This is a genomic window from Aeromonas sp. TECH754, assembly GCF_056279295.1.
The window spans coordinates 1,359,794-1,373,965 of the sequence record NZ_JBWBRA010000001.1 but is presented as its reverse complement, the minus strand read 5'-3'; the positions used below and the strand labels follow the sequence as shown (position 1 = coordinate 1,373,965).

General features: G+C 62.7%; 18 protein-coding genes. 10 read left to right on the top strand and 8 right to left on the bottom strand.

Features of this window, described 5'->3' with window-relative positions:
- Nucleotides 1-5: 5 nt before the first annotated feature.
- Nucleotides 6-614, bottom strand: a complete 609-nt coding sequence (locus ACZ9IL_RS05895) for a 2OG-Fe(II) oxygenase (protein WP_476002673.1) — start codon at nt 612-614, stop codon at nt 6-8.
- A gap of 222 nt (nt 615-836) precedes the next feature.
- Here ACZ9IL_RS05895 and ACZ9IL_RS05890 point away from each other — a divergent pair, with 222 nt between their 5' ends.
- The gene (locus tag ACZ9IL_RS05890; RefSeq protein ID WP_476002672.1) at nt 837-1,322 is read left to right on the top strand and encodes a glutathione peroxidase; all 486 of its coding nucleotides are present in this window, start codon (nt 837-839) and stop codon (nt 1,320-1,322) included.
- A 231-nt stretch (nt 1,323-1,553) separates the two neighbouring features.
- Nucleotides 1,554-2,969, top strand: coding sequence for a DEAD/DEAH box helicase (locus tag ACZ9IL_RS05885; protein WP_476002671.1), 1,416 nt, complete (start codon nt 1,554-1,556; stop codon nt 2,967-2,969).
- 67 nt (nt 2,970-3,036) lie between these two features.
- Here ACZ9IL_RS05885 and ACZ9IL_RS05880 read toward each other — a convergent pair whose 3' ends face one another.
- The 3 genes from ACZ9IL_RS05880 to ACZ9IL_RS05870 all read right to left on the bottom strand — a co-directional run bounded on the left by ACZ9IL_RS05880 (nt 3,037) and on the right by ACZ9IL_RS05870 (nt 5,055).
- A complete protein-coding gene (locus tag ACZ9IL_RS05880; RefSeq protein ID WP_476002670.1) occupies nt 3,037-3,504 on the bottom strand; it encodes an ASCH domain-containing protein in 468 nt (155 codons plus the stop codon).
- Between the two features lie 150 nt (nt 3,505-3,654).
- Nucleotides 3,655-3,987 (bottom strand): YnfA family protein, encoded by a 333-nt coding sequence (locus ACZ9IL_RS05875; RefSeq protein WP_476002669.1) that lies wholly within the window; start codon nt 3,985-3,987, stop codon nt 3,655-3,657.
- 222 nt (nt 3,988-4,209) lie between these two features.
- A complete protein-coding gene (locus ACZ9IL_RS05870; protein ID WP_476002668.1) occupies nt 4,210-5,055 on the bottom strand; it encodes a DUF5718 family protein in 846 nt (281 codons plus the stop codon).
- A gap of 283 nt (nt 5,056-5,338) precedes the next feature.
- Here ACZ9IL_RS05870 and cyaB point away from each other — a divergent pair, with 283 nt between their 5' ends.
- The 4 genes from cyaB (at nt 5,339) to ACZ9IL_RS05850 (ending at nt 7,372) form a co-directional block, all read left to right on the top strand.
- Nucleotides 5,339-5,908 carry a class IV adenylate cyclase gene (cyaB, locus tag ACZ9IL_RS05865; protein WP_476002667.1) on the top strand — a complete coding sequence of 190 codons (570 nt, stop codon included), beginning with the start codon at nt 5,339-5,341 and terminating at the stop codon, nt 5,906-5,908.
- A complete protein-coding gene (locus tag ACZ9IL_RS05860) occupies nt 5,905-6,297 on the top strand; it encodes an NUDIX hydrolase (RefSeq protein WP_476002666.1) in 393 nt (130 codons plus the stop codon). Before cyaB ends, ACZ9IL_RS05860 begins: the two co-directional genes overlap by 4 nt.
- A gap of 124 nt (nt 6,298-6,421) precedes the next feature.
- Complete coding sequence (locus tag ACZ9IL_RS05855; RefSeq protein ID WP_476002665.1) at nt 6,422-6,928, top strand: N-acetyltransferase family protein; 507 nt, start codon at nt 6,422-6,424, stop codon at nt 6,926-6,928.
- A gap of 138 nt (nt 6,929-7,066) precedes the next feature.
- Nucleotides 7,067-7,372 (top strand): antibiotic biosynthesis monooxygenase family protein, encoded by a 306-nt coding sequence (locus ACZ9IL_RS05850; RefSeq protein ID WP_476002664.1) that lies wholly within the window; start codon nt 7,067-7,069, stop codon nt 7,370-7,372.
- A 48-nt stretch (nt 7,373-7,420) separates the two neighbouring features.
- On the opposite strand, the gene pdxY is transcribed toward ACZ9IL_RS05850, so the two are convergent.
- The 3 genes from pdxY to ACZ9IL_RS05835 all read right to left on the bottom strand — a co-directional run bounded on the left by pdxY (nt 7,421) and on the right by ACZ9IL_RS05835 (nt 10,059).
- Nucleotides 7,421-8,284 (bottom strand): pyridoxal kinase PdxY, encoded by an 864-nt coding sequence (pdxY, locus tag ACZ9IL_RS05845; RefSeq protein ID WP_476002663.1) that lies wholly within the window; start codon nt 8,282-8,284, stop codon nt 7,421-7,423.
- Nucleotides 8,285-8,653: 369 nt separating this feature from the next.
- Nucleotides 8,654-9,409, bottom strand: coding sequence for a DUF429 domain-containing protein (locus ACZ9IL_RS05840; protein ID WP_476002662.1), 756 nt, complete (start codon nt 9,407-9,409; stop codon nt 8,654-8,656).
- An 86-nt stretch (nt 9,410-9,495) separates the two neighbouring features.
- Nucleotides 9,496-10,059 (bottom strand): VC2662 family protein, encoded by a 564-nt coding sequence (locus ACZ9IL_RS05835; RefSeq protein WP_476002661.1) that lies wholly within the window; start codon nt 10,057-10,059, stop codon nt 9,496-9,498.
- A 305-nt stretch (nt 10,060-10,364) separates the two neighbouring features.
- On the opposite strand from ACZ9IL_RS05835, the gene ACZ9IL_RS05830 reads away from it, so the two are divergent.
- The 4 genes from ACZ9IL_RS05830 (at nt 10,365) to ybcJ (ending at nt 13,395) form a co-directional block, all read left to right on the top strand.
- Entirely contained in the window at nt 10,365-10,715 is a 351-nt protein-coding gene (locus ACZ9IL_RS05830; protein ID WP_476002660.1) for a phasin family protein, read from the top strand.
- Between the two features lie 92 nt (nt 10,716-10,807).
- Nucleotides 10,808-12,592, top strand: coding sequence for a class I poly(R)-hydroxyalkanoic acid synthase (locus ACZ9IL_RS05825; protein ID WP_476002659.1), 1,785 nt, complete (start codon nt 10,808-10,810; stop codon nt 12,590-12,592).
- Nucleotides 12,589-12,987 carry a MaoC family dehydratase gene (locus tag ACZ9IL_RS05820; protein ID WP_476002658.1) on the top strand — a complete coding sequence of 133 codons (399 nt, stop codon included), beginning with the start codon at nt 12,589-12,591 and terminating at the stop codon, nt 12,985-12,987. Before ACZ9IL_RS05825 ends, ACZ9IL_RS05820 begins: the two co-directional genes overlap by 4 nt.
- Nucleotides 12,988-13,161: 174 nt before the next feature.
- Complete coding sequence (ybcJ, locus tag ACZ9IL_RS05815; RefSeq protein ID WP_476002657.1) at nt 13,162-13,395, top strand: ribosome-associated protein YbcJ; 234 nt, start codon at nt 13,162-13,164, stop codon at nt 13,393-13,395.
- Nucleotides 13,396-13,555: 160 nt separating this feature from the next.
- On the opposite strand, the gene ACZ9IL_RS05810 is transcribed toward ybcJ, so the two are convergent.
- On the bottom strand, nt 13,556-14,029 hold the full coding sequence (locus ACZ9IL_RS05810; protein ID WP_476002656.1) for a DUF4442 domain-containing protein: 474 nt from the start codon (nt 14,027-14,029) through the stop codon (nt 13,556-13,558).
- Nucleotides 14,030-14,172 lie beyond the last annotated feature (143 nt).

Here is a 14,172-nt window from a genome sequence, read left to right as displayed (position 1 = left end):
AAGCGTCAGCGAGGGGGATCGACCCGTCCCACGGCATTGCCATTGACCCGAAACCAGCCGGCGATGCTGTAGCGCTCGAGGCTCGCGGGCAACACCTCGTGGGGAAACTCCTCGGAGAGGAACAACACCAGTCGCCCGCCCTGGGGGGAGACGTCCATCAGAAACTGCTCGTCGTTGTCATAGACCCGCAGCAGTCCACCCGCTTCCGGCTGCCAGCCGTTGTTGAGATAGAACACCGAGGTGAGGCGGCGGTTGGAGCGACCGGCGAAGGCATCGCGATGGGTGGCATAGAAGTCGCCGCCGCGATAACGGGCGAAGTGGGCCTCGTAGTCGAACAGCCCCAGCATCAGGCTGCGATTCGCCGCCAGGCGCAGGGCCTCCATCCGCGCCAGATAATCCGCCACCGGCCCTCCCTGATCGGGTTCCAGCCAATGGATCTGATCACGGCGGATCTCCGGGTTGCCCTGATGCAACCCCTCCCGCCCGATCCCGGCAGGTTGCCAATCCCTCGGCAGGCAGCCCTTCAGGGCATCCACCTCATCGGCGGTTAAAAAATCATCCACTATCACCCATCCTCGGGTGTAAATGGCATCCATGACGGCTTGATAGTCCAAGATTGGGCTCGCAACGAGTGGAGATAGTGCGCTTTGTAGCGACTTACAGACCCCGGCACAAACCGGATTGCTTCTCCTGAGAAGTCCCGCCATCAATACCCGGCGGCCGGCCCCGGTATTTCCCCCTTGCCCCGCCGTCCCGGGCCCGTTAACGTGCAGATCCAGTACCCTGAATGGGCCCTGTATATTCCCATCTCATCATCCATCAATCAGGAGCCGGCCATGCCCATTCCCTCCCTCTCCCTGCAGCGCCTCGATGGTAGCGACTTGCCGGTCACCGAGCTGCACGACAAGGTCGTGCTGGTGGTCAACGTCGCCAGCCGCTGCGGCTTCACCCCCCAATACACCGGGCTCGAAGCGCTCTACCGCCAATTCGGCCAAGAGGGGCTGGTGATCCTGGGCTTTCCCTGCGATCAATTCGGCCATCAGGAGCCCGGCGATGCCCAGGAGATAGCCCGCTTCTGCTCGCTGGATTACCCGGTGAGCTTCCCCATCCTGGCCAAGTGCGAGGTCAACGGCGAGCAGGCTCACCCCTTCTATCGCTGGCTCAAGCAACAAAAACCCGGCCTGCTCGGCAGTGAAGCCATCAAGTGGAACTTCACCAAGTTCCTCATCAACCGCGACGGCGAGGTGGTGGACAGATTCGCCCCCCAGACCAAACCCGAGGCGCTGACTGACAAGATCAGCACCCTGCTTCAGCCGCCATAACCACGCCCTGAGGTCGCGCCTCCGTCCTTGCAAGGGCAGCCACGGCGGTGGTCCTCCCAGATGGCGGGAGGGCCGAGCTCCTCTCGCCTCCCGGCACTTCCTGCTGCACCACAGGACTGCTGCGCAGTCGCCGCAGTTCTGCTATATTACGCGCCCACAATCTTTTCCATGTCGTGGCGGCCAGTTGAGCGCCGCCCCTGTTGAGCCCAAGGCTCGGAGTTTCTCTCGAACATGTCATTCAATGAACTGGGTCTGTCACCGCACATACTGCGGGCCGTCAAGGGGCTGGGTTACGAACAGCCCACCCCCATCCAGCAGCAAGCCATTCCGGCCATTCTGGCGGGACAGGACGTGCTGGGCGGCGCCCAGACAGGCACAGGCAAGACGGCCGGGTTCACCCTGCCCATGCTGCACCGTCTGCTGGCCAATCACGGCCGTGGCGGTCGTCGCCAGGTCCGCGCCCTGGTGCTGACCCCGACTCGCGAGCTGGCCGCCCAGGTGGGCGAGAGCATCATCAAGTACGCTCACCACCTGCCATTTCGTACCCTGATCGCTTATGGCGGCGTCAGCATCAAGCCGAACCTGGACGCCATCAAGCTCGGTATCGACATCCTGGTCGCCACCCCGGGCCGGCTGCTGGATCTGCTGACCCAGCGCGCCCTCACCCTGAGCGAGCTGGAAGTGCTGGTGCTGGATGAAGCGGATCGCATGCTCGACATGGGCTTCATCACCGACATTCGCCGCATCATGAAGGCGCTGCCGGAAGAGCGGCAGACCCTGCTGTTCTCCGCCACCTTCTCCGATGACATCAAGGCGCTGGCGGACGATCTGCTGAAAAACCCGACCCTCATCGAGGTGAGCCCGAGCAACAGCACCGCCGAGCAGGTCAACCAGCGCATCATCAAGGTGGATCGCGAGCGCAAGCGCGAGCTGCTCTCCCACATGATCGGCCGCAACAACTGGCAGCGGGTGCTGGTGTTCGTGCGCACCAAGCAGATCGCCGACAGGCTCGCCGAGCAGATGATGAAGGATGGGCTGGACACCGTCGCCATCCACGGTGACAAGACCCAGGGTGCCCGCAACCGGGCGCTGGCGGATTTCCGTGAAGGCAAGGTGCGGGTGCTGGTCGCCACCGACATCGCCGCCCGCGGCCTCGACATCGACAACCTGCCCCACGTGATCAACTTCGAGCTGCCCCAGGTGGCCGAGGATTACATTCACCGCATCGGTCGTACCGGCCGTGCTGGCCGGGGCGGCGAGGCGATCTCCCTGGTCAGCCTGGATGAGCAGGATCAGCTCAAGGCCATAGAAGCGCTGATCGGCCTGAGCATCCCGAGCGAGATCCTGGAAGGCTACGAGCCGAACGGCAAGCTGACTCGTCAGACCCTGCCGGGCAACAAACCGCTGCAGAACCCGTCGCGGGACAGGGGTCATGCCAACGCCAAGCACAACAACAAGGCGGCCAAAGGCAAACCGGGGGCCAAAGACAATGCCAGAGGCGGCAAGCCTGCGGCCAAGGGCGATGCCAGGAAGCCCGCCCAGCCCCGCAAGCGCGAGATCGTGGGAGAAGACATCGGCTTCACCCCCATGCGCCGCCTGCCCAAGACCCAGCGTGACGACTATCAGGACAACTCCAACGAGGAGTGAGGCCGTTCACCGCCCACGCTGACAATAAAAAACCGCCGATAGGCGGTTTTTTATTGTGCAATCCGGCTCAGCGGGGATAGACCTTCTCGAAGCGCTCGAGCACCAGTTCGGACTGCTCGTTGAAAGGCCCCCCGAGGGCGGCCGCATCGGCAGTGAAAAACGCCATATGAACATCACGCCACCACGAAAGAGTCCCATCACCCTCCCCTTCGGCAGCAGCAAACTCTGCCGTCACCGCCTCGAATGGGCAGAATGACACCTCGGTCAGCCGCACGATACAGATCGGTTCCTGGGCCCAGTTCAGCACCAGGCAGAGCCGACCCACGTTGGGCAGCGGCTCCTGCTGCCGCACATAACCCGCCTTCAGGCTGCAAGAGGCCCGCTTGATGCCGGCCTCGATCAGACGAGCGCACTCGTTGGCGTTGGCCTCATCGGCGCAAAAATGCTCCGCCACCGTCTGGGGGATGGCACCGTGCTCTGCCGCACTCAGGGTCGCCAGATAAGCATCCATAAAGGCTTGCTGGGTCGGGGTCATCGCTGTTCCTCTCTTTGTTCACGCTGCCACATTCTGTTCGGACGATTCCTGCTCGCGCGGCGCCAGGTGCAGCAACGGATAGGGTCTGCCCTCCCCAGCCAGTGGCTCACACTCCCTGATCACCACCCTTGACGATCTCCTGATCTCGCCTTATGCGGGCCTTGGGGCAAACATGATGATGGCCATGCCGACGAGGGCCACCCCCGCACCAACCAGATCCCACAACGTGGGCCTGATGCCATCCACGGCCCAGAGCCAGAAGATGGCCACGAAGATATAGACACCGCCATAGGCGGCATAGACACGGCCGGCAGCAGTCGGATGCAGGGAGAGCAGCCAGGCAAACAGGGCCAGGCTCAGGGCCGCCGGTAGCAGCAGCCAGGGGCTCTTGCCCTGGGTCAGCCAGAGATAAGGTAGATAGCAGCCCAGGATCTCGGCCAGCGCCGTCACCAGGAACAGGGCCAGGATTTTGAGTTCCACCATGATGAGGTCGGTATCCTTGCGAAGAAAAGAGGCTTTTCTTGGCAAATCATACTGTTATATCGGCTTTATTCAATCGGCTTGCGGCCCTGCTTCCCGTCATATGCGGCGCGGGGCATTTGCTCAAACCAGGCGGCAGGTGGGTCAAGCAGCAGGGTTCACGGGTCGGCGGTGGGTTAGCAGGATAAAAAGCAGGCCCGCCGGGTGGCGGGCCTGCCGGGCACATCAGCGGGTCTTGACCGCCTGCAGCAGCGCCGAGACGTCCGGCCCGAAGTCGCGGGCGCGGATGGCATCCTGGATCTCCTGCTCGCCGTAGCGGCTCGCCGGATAGACCACTACGCAGGCGGTGTCGCCGGGTTGCAGGAAGTGGGTCTCGCCGAACGGGGTGTAGCGGGTGGCGCCTATGCTGATCAGCGCATGGCTTGGGCGACCCGCTTGTGCCAGCAGCCCCTGGATGTGCTCCGCCGGACCTTCATCTTGCTGATGGTTGAACTTCTCAATGCTCCAGTCGAGCAACTGCTGATGGAAGTAGCTGTAGTCCACCGCCGCGCTGTCGACGCCATAGGGGTGCAACTCGCCACCGCGCTCCAGATAGCAGGCGATGCGATAGTCATCGAGCTCGCAGCCCTCGGCAAAGCCGGAGAGCGGCAGCAGATTAGCGGCCAGCCCCTTGCTCTCCTCGCCCCAGTTCTTCTTCTCGCTGATCTTTCTGGCGTTGGGACGGCGGATGGAACAGTCGTTGTAGGCACCAAACGCCTTGGGACGAATGGCGATCACCTGCTCCCCTTCGTATTCCAGCTCGCACCAGAGCGCGACCTCCGGTTCAATCTGCACCTTCTCGTCACCGCTCACCGCCGCCTCTGGCAGGAAGATGGCGGCGCTGCTCAATGGGAAGACGCCGAGCTGGCCCGGGTGGGACGGGACATAGAAGGGGAACAGCGCCTTGGGAGCCACCTTGTCGGTGACCTTGACGGCGACGAAGTCCGCCGCCTCGCCCGCCTGCTCCAGATGACCGGCGAAATTGCCCGCCACCCCCAATCCGATAAAGTTGCTCAATTGCGTGATCTGCATCTGTGGCTCCACGGGCGCCGGCCGCTCGCCGCCGCGCGCTCATTGTCGTTGTTCAGGGGTGGCACGAGGTGCTACCGCCAAAGAGGGAGCTTATTAGAGCACAGCCCCCCCCGCGGCGCCCAGTCGCCCGACCACAGGCTGTGCGCCGGGCCGGGTTTTCAGGCGCCAACTGCGCACAAAGACGGCGATTGACCTCAGGCTGTGATCCAGGCGCTTGGGCCGGGCCTGCGCATTTGCTAGTCTGCGCTATTCCTTTGCCGTCTTGTCATCCGAGTGCACAGCCATGGCCACACATTTTCAGGGTCGCTTCGAGGTGGAATTCAAGTACCGCCTTGGGGATCGCGCCGCCTTCCTTGCCGCCCTCGGACGCCTCAATCCCGAGGTGATGCTCGAAGACAACCAGGAGCGAGACTGCTACTTCGACACGCCCGAGCACAGTCTGGCGAGCCAGGACAAGAGCCTGCTTATTCGCATCATGCAGCCCTCCGGCATCCGGCTGTGGATAGTCAAGGGACCGGGGCCGGATCGCTGCGAGGCCGTTGACATCAGCGACACCGACAAGGCCATCAGCATGTTGCACAACCTGGGCTATCAGCAGGTGCTGACCATCGACAAACGGCGCAGCATCTACTTCCTCGGCCCCTTCCACCTGACCCTGGATCACCTGGCCGGGATCGGCGACTTTGCCGAGCTGGCCATCATGACCGACGACGAAGCGGCCCTGCCCGGTTATCGCCAGCAGTTGCTGGCGCTGGCCGCCCAGCTCACCCTCGGCAAGGATCAGCTGGAGCCCCGCTCCTACCGCACCCTGTGCGAGCAGCAGACTCAACTAACAACAAAGGAAACACCATGATAGACAAGTTGGCATGGCTCAGCTTTCAGGATAAACAGCTGCTGTGTGCGCGATCCCACGGCAAGAGCATCTACTACATTCCCGGTGGCAAGCGCGAGCCTGGGGAGAGCGACGAGGTGGCGCTGGTGCGCGAGATCGAAGAGGAGTTGGCGATCAACCTGCTGCCGCAGAGCTTGCGCTTCGCCTGCGAGTTCAGCGCCCAGGCCGATGGCAAACCGGAAGGCGTGCAGGTCAGGCTGCGCTGCTACACCGGCGAGGTCGAGGGCATCCCCGTCGCCTCGGCGGAGATCGCCGAGCTGCGCTGGCTCGACAGCCGTCATCTGGACGAGATCTCCCCCGTCTCCCGCCTGCTGTTTCACTGGCTGGCGGAGCAGGGCTTGATCCGTTGAGAGTCGAGAGACTGACGAAATATCGCCCCTCTCTCGCCTGCGATCTCACGAATTGGCAGACTGAGCGTTAATCCGTTAATATCTGATTTTATTGGCAATATTGAATGGAGAATGAAGAGTGTCGATGGAGATCCTTGAGGTCGATAGCACCAGAGGCATCAAGCCTGCGTTGATCAGCCTGCTGCAAGACAGCGTGGCCAGCGGCGCCTCGGTGGGCTTCCTGCCTCCCCTGCAGGAAGAGCAAGGGCTGGAATACTGGCAAGGCATAGAGGGGGAACTGGCCGACGGGGTGCGCCGACTCTGGGTGGCCTTCGATCAGCACCATCTGGTCGGCGCCCTGCAACTGTCGCTCTGCACCAAGGCCAACGGCGGTCACCGGGCCGAGGTGGAAAAGCTGATGGTGCATAGCCAGGCGCGCGGCAAGGGCGTGGGTCGCGCCCTGATGGAAGCCATGGAGCAAGGGGCTCGCGATGCGAGACGCACCCTGCTGGTGCTGGACTCCCGGGTGGGTGACGTGGCCTCCAGCCTCTATCGCCAGCTCGGTTATCAGGAGGCGGGCCAGATCCCGGACTTCGCCCGCAGCGCCGACGGTTCGCTCGCGGCGACCCAGTTCTTCTACAAGCAGCTCTGAGCCAGGCGCAGAGGCCTCCGTTGGGGGCCCAGGCATCCTCAACGTCAAGACAACAAGACCAGCCGCGCGGCTGGTCTTGTTTATTGGGCCATGGCTTGTTGAAATGGCACCTCTTTCTCAACCAGGCAAGGAGCCATCATGATATTGGAAGTCGCCCCGCTGCAGATCATCCCCGGCCAGAGCGCCGCCTTCGAGCAGGCCTTTGCCCAGGCGCAGCACATCATCAGCGCCATGCCGGGCTACGCCGGCCACCAGTTGCAGCGCTCATTGATCGATCCCCACCGCTACCTGCTGCTGGTCAACTGGCAACGGCTCGAGGATCACACCCAGGGCTTTCGGGGCTCCCCCCAATACCAGCAGTGGAAGGCGCTGCTGCACCACTTCTACGATCCCTTCCCCACCGTCGAGCATTTCCAACCGGTCACGCCGGGGAGCGCCGAGTAGGTGAGATGATAGCTGATCAGCCCGCTGCATAGCGGGCTGATCATGCCATCAGGCCAGTCGCTCGGCCCGGTGCGCTATGGTGGGCTCGGCGAACGCGGATTGCGCTTCGATCAGCTGCAGCTCATAGGCATCCGCCTGCCAGGTGCGCAGCAAGACCGCGTCCACCGCCGCATTGGTGCGCTCGAAGGCCGTGACGGCATCAAAGCCCGCCTGCAGGTTCGCCAGCATCAGGGCACTGATGAGATCCCCCACCCCCACCGGCTGGCGGGCGAACTCATAGAGCGGCCGGGCGATCAGGTGATCCCCTTCGGCCGTGGCCAGCAGCATCTCGAAACGGCCGGATTGGCTGGCAGCGCGGCCAAGATGCTTGACCAGCACCATCTTTACCCCTTTGGCCAGCAACTGGTGAGCGGCGGCGCGAGTCTGGGCCAGATCGGCCAGATAGGTATCGCACAGGGTCTCCAGCTCCAGCAGGTTGGGGGCCATGATATCCGCCACCGGCAGCGCTTGTTCGGTCAGGAAGCGGGTCACGCCGGGGGCCACGATGCAGCCCTTCTCAGGGTGGCCCATGACGGGATCGCAGAAATAGATGGCCGCCGGATTGGCCGCCTTGACCGCCGCCACCACGGCCAGGATCTCGTCCCCCTGCTCGGCCGAGCCCAGGTAGCCGCTCAGCACCGCATCGCACCGGCCCAGCACCTCGATATCCATCAACCCCTTGCACAGCGCAGCGATGTGGCCCGCCGGCATCGCCATCCCCTGCCAGCCAGCCGTGTACTGGGTGTGGTTGGAGAACTGCACCGTGTTGATGGGCCAGACCTCCATGCCGAGACGGCGCATGGGAAACACGGCGGCGCTGTTACCGGCACAACCAAATACCACGTGGGACTGGATAGAGAGAATGCGTTTCATCGAAACCACCACAGAAGAAGGATGAGGAAAGCAGGCAATATATCGGATGAAGAGACGGCTCTTCCAGTGATTCCCGGCGCGAGGCGCCATTTGTTCTTTAAAATCACCCACCAGCGGCATATTAGACGCCTGCTCGCCCCGGCTGCTGCTGTGCCGGGGGTTTTGGGGCACGAGATCTTCGGCAGTCTGATTTTGTGGTTCAACACCATTGTTTGATGGCATATGAGAGTGATATTTCAACAGCGCAGGCCAATATCAGGGGATGATAGAAGAAGATCGAAGAGAGAGTTGACAGGCCTTGACCATCAGCGGCGGCCAACAAGAGACCAATGGGGTAAGCAAGGGGCCATGAGGCCCCGAGTTCAGCGCTTAATCCCGGGCGAAGTGATAGACCCAGCCCTCGTCCAGGGGGAAATCGACGGGGGGCGAGACCAAAGACGGCAGCGAGGGGATGCCTCCCCTGGCGGCATATTGCAGCGCCATCAGGGCGCAGAGGGCGGCATCGTAGCGATCGGTGCCGGGTGTCAGGTCAGACGGCAGCTGCGCGGCGATCTCGCTTCGCGCCACCGAGGCCTTGCCGCCAACCTTGGCCAGGGCCGGATAGACCTCCAGCACAGCACGATCGGCGGCAGGAGCCCGCGTTGGTACCAGTTGCAAGTCCGCCAATCGCGGCAACATGGAGAGCGCCAGGGTGGCGTTGTTGCCCAGCCTGTCGAAGGTGGCCGAGAGCGGCTTCTTGCCGTACTGCCGATGCAACCAGCGCTCGCAGTCCCGATAGGCATATGGGTTGTCGATCTCCCGCTGGGGCACGGCGCAGGGCGCTCCCCTCCCCGCCAGCAGCTCGGCAAGCGCCCGCGGAAACGCGAGCGGCGCATCTATCCCCAATACCAGCTGCGGGCACGCCAGTACCTGCATCAGTCCTATCTCGTCTTGCAGCGCCGGACGCAGCAAGGCGTCCAGATCCGGGGCGACCCTGGAGCTCAACCGAAACAGCGGGGAGACCCCCAGCCAGCACAGTCGCTGCTCGTCGGCCTGCCAGCCCACCACGGCCACCGCCTGGGCGTTGCCCTGCCAGCCTCTCACATCCCAGCCGATGCCGATGGCATCCATATGCCCTACTGTCATCTCAAGATCACTTCTTCGCACTCACAATGCTGCACAGAGTAATGCTTGCCTCCACTAATGCAAGGCCCGCAAGGTCAGACCCGGCCTCAGAAGGATTTCTTGAAGTTGATGAGGGGCAAGATGGGGAAGATACCGTTCTCGGCGTAGTTGGCCAGGCCAATCTGCAAGCCATCTAGGTGTTTGGTGGCGTTGATGAAGCCCAGCTGGAAGGTGGTGCGCTCGGCATAGTTGATGAAACCGACGTTGGCCAGGGCGTTGCCCTTGGCGACGTTGACCGCGCCCCAGTTCAGCCCCTGCACGTTGTTGGTCAGGTTGACGAAGCCCAGGTTCAGCCCGGTGTCCTGTCCCTCGTGCCAGTTGACGGCGTTGATGGCGACCCCGCCAAACTGATGACGCACCCGGGCGGCCCCGAAGAAGATGCCCAGCTGCAAACCGGTGAACTGATCCACGTCGGAGAGCGCGAACACCGGCAAGTCGATGCCCTTGACCTGACCAGTCCGCCCATACAGGAAGGAGGCGCGCGCCCCTTCGACCTGATGGGATGCCGGCAGATTGATGCCGGGCAGCGAGACCTGGATCGGCGTGCTGGCATGGGCGGCGCCAGTCAAGGCCAGCGCGCCGCAACCAAACAGCAGGGCAAGGGATTTCATCTCGGTATTCCTTAAAGATCTGAATGTCTTGCCAGACTATCAGCGCCGAGTCTGCGGCACGAGGTCCGTCCAGCCTCGCTGCGTCATCTCCCGTCTGAATCCACTCCAGGAAAGAAACAGATGAAATTAAAATTCAAACGCAAATTAACACTTATGTCATTTACATCAAATCGCATTTGGTTGCAGAATGGTTAAACAGGTGTTTGAACAGAGCAGACACGTGTAAACATGGATGATGAGTAGTACCCAACAAAGAGAGCCCGCTGGCTCATAACAACACAGTTCAGCCGAATTGGAGACGCATGATGAATATGGATATCCTCAAGAGCTTTACCGAGCAGATGCAAGGTTTCACCTCCCCGCTCACCCGCTACAACCAGCTGCTGGCCAGCAACATCGAACAGCTGACCCGCTTGCAACTGGCCTCCGCCAGCGCCTATGCCGAGCTGGGGTTGAACCAGCTGCAGGCGGTGGGCAAGGTGCAGGATGCCCAGAGCCTGGCCGCCCTTGGCACAGTGCAACTGGAAAGCGCCAGCCAGCTCTCCCGCCAGATGCTGGATGACATCCAGAAACTCAATGCCCTGGGTCTGCAGTTCAAGGAAGAGCTGGATGTCCTGACCGCGGATGGCATCAAAAAGAGCACGGGCAAGGCCTGATACCCCCTGGCTGCCCACCCGGGCAGCCACATCTCCCCACGACTCCACATGACGGGCTTGTTCCCGCCACGGGCGTGGGTGAAGGAGAGAACATGAGCCAATCATCTTACGGCCCGCTGTTCGAGGCCCTGGCCCACTATAACGACAAGCTGATGGGCATGGCCAAGGCCCAGACCGAGCGCACCGCACAGGCTTTGTTGCAGACCAATCTGGACGATATCGGCCAGGTGCTGGAACAGAGCAGCCAACAACCCTGGCAATTGATCCACTCCCAGATGAACTGGTGGCAGGATCAGCTCAAGTTGATGCAGCACACCCTGCTCAAGAGCGCAGGCCAGGAGAGCGCACCGGTGATAGTCCCGGAGCGCAGCGATCGCCGCTTCAAGGCCGAGGCCTGGAGCGAACAACCCATTTTTGACTACCTCAAGCAATCCTATCTGCTCACCGCCAAGCACCTGCTGGCCTCGGTAGACGCGCTGGAAGGCGTACCCGACAAGAGCCGGGAGCGGCTGCGTTTCTTCACCCGCCAGTACATCAACGCCATGGCGCCCAGCAACTTCCTGGCCACCAACCCCGAGCTGCTCAAGCTCACCCTCGACTCCGACGGCCAAAACCTGGTGCGCGGACTGGCCCTGCTGACCGAGGATCTGGAGCGCAGCGCCGATCAGCTCAACATCCGGTTGACCGACGAGTCCGCCTTCGAGCTGGGCCGGGATCTGGCGACCACCCCGGGGCGAGTGGTGCAGCGCACCGAGCTCTATGAGCTGATCCAGTACAGCCCGACCACCGACACCGTGGGCAAGACCCCGGTGCTGATCGTGCCGCCCTTCATCAACAAGTACTACATCATGGACATGCGGCCACAAAATTCGCTGGTCGCCTGGCTGGTCGCCCAGGGCCAGACGGTGTTCATGATCTCCTGGCGCAATCCGGGGGTGGCCCAGGCGCAAGTCGATCTCGACGACTACGTGGTCGACGGGGTGATCGCCGCCCTGGACGGCATCGAAGCGGCTACCGGCGAGCGGGAGGTGCACGGCATCGGCTACTGCATCGGCGGCACCGCACTGTCGCTCGCCATGGGCTGGCTGGCGGCCCGTCGCCAGAAGCAGCGGGTGCGCTCCGCCACCCTGTTCACCACCCTGCTGGACTTCTCCCAGCCCGGCGAGCTCGGGATCTTCATTCACGAGCCGATCATCGCCGCGCTGGAGGCTCAAAATGAGGCCAAAGGCATCATGGACGGGCGCCAGTTGGCCGTCTCCTTCAGCCTGCTGCGGGAGAACAGCCTCTACTGGAACTACTACATCGACAGCTACCTCAAGGGCCAGAGCCCGGTGGCCTTCGATCTGCTGCACTGGAACAGCGACAGCACCAACGTGGCGGGCAAGACCCACAACAGCCTGCTGCGCCGTCTCTACCTGGAAAATCAGCTGGTGAAGGGGGAGCTCAAGATCCGCCAGACCCGCATCGATCTTTCCAAGGTGAAGACGCCGGTGCTGCTGGTATCGGCCATCGACGATCACATCGCCCTCTGGCAAGGCACCTGGCAGGGCATGAAGCTGTTCGGTGGCGAGCAGCGCTTCATCCTGGCCGAATCGGGCCACATCGCCGGCATCATCAACCCGCCGGCGGCCAACAAATATGGCTTCTGGCAAAACGATACCCAATGCGAGACCCCCGAGGCCTGGTATGAAGGCGCGACCCACCAGACCGGCTCCTGGTGGCCCGAGATGATGGGCTTCATCAGCAGCCGCAGCGAGGAGGCTGACCCCGTTCCCGCCCGCCTGCCATCCGACGGACTGGCGGCGGCCCCCGGCAGCTACGTCAAGGCGCGGCTCAACCCCATCTTTAGCGGCACCAACGAGGAGGTACCGGCATGAGCACGCTCGCCATCGGCCAGAAGGCCAGCCTGAGCAAGCGCTTTGGCGCAACGGAAGTGAGTGCCTTTGCCGGCTTGTCGGAGGATTTCAATCCCCTGCACCTGGATCCGGTGTTTGCCGCCGGCACGCCGTTCGAGCGCCCCATCGTCCACGGCATGCTGCTGGCCAGCCTCTTCTCGGGGTTGCTGGGTCAGCAACTGCCGGGGGAAGGGAGTGTCTATCTCGGTCAGAGCCTCAGCTTCAAGCAACCGGTGTTCGTCGGTGACGAGGTGACGGCGGAGGTGGAGATCATCGCCCTGCGCGATGACAAGCCCATCGTCACCCTGGCTACCCGCATCTTCACCTCAAGCGGCGCCCTCGCCGTGACGGGCGAGGCCGTGGTGAAATTCGGCTAGGCAAACCCGCCGTTCACTCAGTGATCATGCAGGCCGGCTCCGCCGGGCTGCATTTTTTATGGCCGCCTGTCTCACTTTTTCTGGCCCAATCCGGCCCTGACCCTTTCCCTGCCGACCCTAACTGCCTAGAATAACCGCCCTGCCGTGCCGGCATTCATCTAACGAGGATTTTTCATGGAGACGTTTCTGCTCGAAGGCCACCCCTTCGTTGCCTTGTGCGACCTTATCAAGCATCAGGGCTGGGCCGATTGCGGTGGCGCGGCCAAGGCGCTGGTAGGCGAAGGCCTGGTCGAAGTGAACGGTCAGGTTGAGACCCGCAAACGCTGCAAGATAGTGGCCGGCCAGGTGGTCAACTTCAACGGCATGAAGGTGGTGGTCAAGGAAGGGATCAGCCCGGAGATCCTGTGATCCCCGCCTGATCCCGTGGTGTTCCAAGAACACCGAGGGATCCCGAGCCTGTCGCATCTCTCTGCCCGGCTTACCCCCATTCCCCTTCTCCCTGCGTCGTCACAACCGCGGGAGAAGGGCGCGAAAAACCCGCATCATGTGGAATGTCCCCGCGTTGGGGCTAGCTGGCCTTGATCGACAGGGTCAGCACGAAGCGCGCCATCGCCTCGTCACCATTGAGAGACGGGCAGGTGGCCACCACCTGGATGGGGCGATTGATCCGCTGCCCGGTCGCCAGCGACTCGTCGATCATGGCATCGATCGCCTCCCCGGCTTCGCAGTCGAAGCGCACGTCCGCCTCCGGCCGTTTCAAAAACTCCCCCTGCACATCCTTGAAGGCGAAATGCACCTTCTTGCGCCTGCGCCGCCCCTTCTCCATCACCAGCAGGCCGCCCACCAGATCGGCGCCGGTCGCCAGGGCGCCGAAATACATGCTGCCCAGATGGTTGCGGGTACGCCAGCCGAGGGGAATGCGAATGCGCAGCGCCTTGGCGTCCATCTGCTCGATGACGGGGGCACAAAAACCGATGACGGGAATGTAGCGCCAGGCGAAGAGGCGCAGGGCGAGGTTGGCTTTGAAGCGTTGCAAATCCATATGCGAACTGATCCGATGAGTGAATGTGACCGAAATGTTGCCAGCATAACCCCCAATAGACAAGCCCCCTTTTCGGCCACGCTGAACCCGCTCGGCGCCCCTCCCCCAACCATGGCCGTCAACGGCGGGCAAACGGAGCGCCG